At 71.5% G+C, this 2,011-nt stretch carries 2 protein-coding genes; one reads left to right on the top strand and one right to left on the bottom strand.

The genetic code is table 11. The annotated features are described in order from the left end of the window. Nucleotides 1–276: 276 nt before the first annotated feature. Nucleotides 277–594 (bottom strand): hypothetical protein, encoded by a 318-nt coding sequence (locus U9977_RS26570; protein WP_322752012.1) that lies wholly within the window; start codon nucleotides 592–594, stop codon nucleotides 277–279. Between the two features lie 274 nt (nucleotides 595–868). Here U9977_RS26570 and U9977_RS26565 point away from each other — a divergent pair, with 274 nt between their 5' ends. After that, complete coding sequence (locus U9977_RS26565; RefSeq protein ID WP_322752011.1) at nucleotides 869–1,699, top strand: relaxase domain-containing protein; 831 nt, start codon at nucleotides 869–871, stop codon at nucleotides 1,697–1,699. Nucleotides 1,700–2,011 lie beyond the last annotated feature (312 nt).

The raw sequence follows: 2,011 nt of genomic DNA, 5'->3' as shown, positions 1-2,011 counted from the left end.
CCTTACCGATTTCGTGCCACCCGGTGCCGTTTTATGCACCCCGGTTTCGGTGCTCCGGGAAGCCCGCGATGACATGTCATCGCAGCCCACAGAGGGCGTCTTCGGGGCACCGGAGGGCTGCTTCGGACCGCATGTTCAACCAACCTTGGATGTGCCGCGCCATGCGGTACACAGACCATTGATCATCTGAGACCACGGTGACCGCGCGACGCACAGCACATCATGATCGACCAAACGGTGATCACACAGAGCGGAAGCGGGCGGGCACCGCCGATGTCAACGGGTCGGCCGGGGTAGCGCGGTCCAGCGGGCGGGGTCGGCGCCGCCGAGCCACCGGTCCACCTCAGCGCGCCACCACACCCGGGTCCCGCCCCACCTGGCGGTGCGGTTCACCGTCACGGCCGGTACCGGCGCGCGGGGATCGGTCCGGAGCCGGTGGTCGACGGCTTGGCGGCTCACGCCGAGGACGGCGGCGATGTCGGAGGACCCCACGAGTATCGGCGGCTCGTCCACGGCCACCGACGATAGCCCGCCGGGCCGCACCCGCGGATCCGCAACCGGCATCCCGGCATGCGGGCCACGCCGTCGCCGCACGGCCCGTCCGCGACGGCCAGGCCGACCCTCGGGAAATACCCCTGATTTCCGCGGTGACAGTGGCGTTGGCCTGCGGCGATGACCGGTGCGATGAGCGCGGCGATGGCAGGTCCTGGCGATGCGACCGGCCGAATTGTTCCGGCCCCGGTTCCGGTCGGCCCACCCGGATTCACACAGCGCAGGTGCGGGTGTCCGCGCGTCATTCCGACCGCCGGATTCCCGCAGCGCGGCAAATCGGCGGCGACGGGAAAGGACGGGCCATGACCGGTGATGGATGGTGATTGCGACGGTGAAAGTACTGGGACTACGGGCCCGGGACTTCGCCGGTGTCGCCGCGGCGGCCCGGCGGGTCGTCGACTACGTCCAGGGCACCCCGAGCGCCCCCGAAACCGCCAGCCAAGGGCCGGCGGGCTACTACAACGAGGGGACGGCGCGCGGGCGGGCCCGCGGCAGCGGCGCCGGGCTGCTGGGACTACGCGGCGAGGTCGACGCCGTGCATCTGCAGCGGCTGCTGTGCGGGTTACACGCCCGCACCGGACTGCCGGTACTACCCGCGGCCGGCTCTGCCGGCCGGGCCACCGCCGGCACACCGACGACGGCCAGATCGGGGCAGGCCTGCGAGGTGCTGAGCCTGCGGCAGGCGGCCGCGATCGCCGGCGTCGGGGTCACCTATCTGCGGCGGCTCGCCGAACGTACCGCCGCCGCGGACACCGCGGCCGCCGACCATGGCGACACGCCGTCCGCCGCCGACAGTGCGACCGCCACGGACCCGGCTGCCACGACTACCCCGGCCACGGAGCGTCCCGGCGGCGGGGAGCGGCTCACCGCGCGCAAAGAGCCCGGATCGGGCCGGTGGCTGGTCACCCGGACCGAGGTCGACCGGTTCACCGCCGAACGGGAACCTCCGACGGTGGTGCTGGGGTTCGACGTGACCTGCGCAGCCCCGAAAAGCGTCAGCCTGCTGTGGGCGTTCGGCGACGACGCCCTGCGCGCCGACATCGCCGCCGCCCTCGACGCCGGCGTGGACGCGGTGATCGGCTACCTGGAACGGTATGCCACCGTCGGGAAGGTCGACGGCCGTAACCGCCCCGGCCGTTGGCGCTAGCGATGATCTTCGACCAACGGCGCCAATAGTTTTCGCCGGCCAGACTGGCCACGCGGCTGGACCAGGACGCCGGGGACCTTGAAGACGTGGAGAAATTCGGCGAGGATCACCGTTCTGGGTGACAGCAGGAGCGTTCTAGCGATGGCCTGGCGGAAACAAGCGGGGGCTTACCGCCGGTCGGGTGCTATGTCAGCACTCGGTCGCGTATCCCGCCTCGCCGGATCTCGAAAATGCCGGGCGCCACCTCAACCGAGTCCCGTTCCACACGTTCGGCCCATCCCGGTGGCCAACGCGTCTGCGCCGACCACCGCA

The sequence above is a fragment of the Protofrankia sp. Cas8 genome, assembly GCF_963555845.1.
In the GTDB taxonomy this organism is placed as follows: domain Bacteria; phylum Actinomycetota; class Actinomycetes; order Frankiales; family Frankiaceae; genus Protofrankia.
Note: the sequence above shows the minus strand (reverse complement) of the source record. Positions and strands in the feature narration are given on the sequence as shown.

Excerpts from the sequence above, each read along its gene's own strand:
- U9977_RS26565 (WP_322752011.1), top strand. The coding sequence starts at position 869 with ATGGTGATTGCGACGGTGAAAGTACTGGGACTACGGGCCCGGGACTTC.